We start from the raw sequence: 216 nt of genomic DNA on the forward strand, positions 1-216 counted from the left end.
ACAATTTTATCGGCTTTTGACGATGTCTTCGTGGTATGAGCGATATAAAGGGGATAAATTAGTAGATACCCCCTCTCTTTCACTGATGATCTTGTTTAATTCGCTTAATTTTTTATAACTTTCGTCCCACTGTAACGAATCATGAGCCGTAAAACACTGGAATACTGCCATTTTTTCGCAAGCCTCATTCTTCTGTTCTGACACTCTTCTATACTT

General features: G+C 37.5%; 1 protein-coding gene. It reads right to left on the bottom strand.

The features are described from left to right. Positions 1 to 6: 6 nt before the first annotated feature. A partial coding sequence (locus KB213_RS12590; protein WP_211683604.1) for a hypothetical protein occupies positions 7 to 216 on the bottom strand: 210 nt, incomplete at its 5' end.

It is taken from the genome of Neokomagataea anthophila (assembly GCF_018122595.1).
GTDB lineage: Bacteria > Pseudomonadota > Alphaproteobacteria > Acetobacterales > Acetobacteraceae > Gluconobacter > Gluconobacter anthophilus.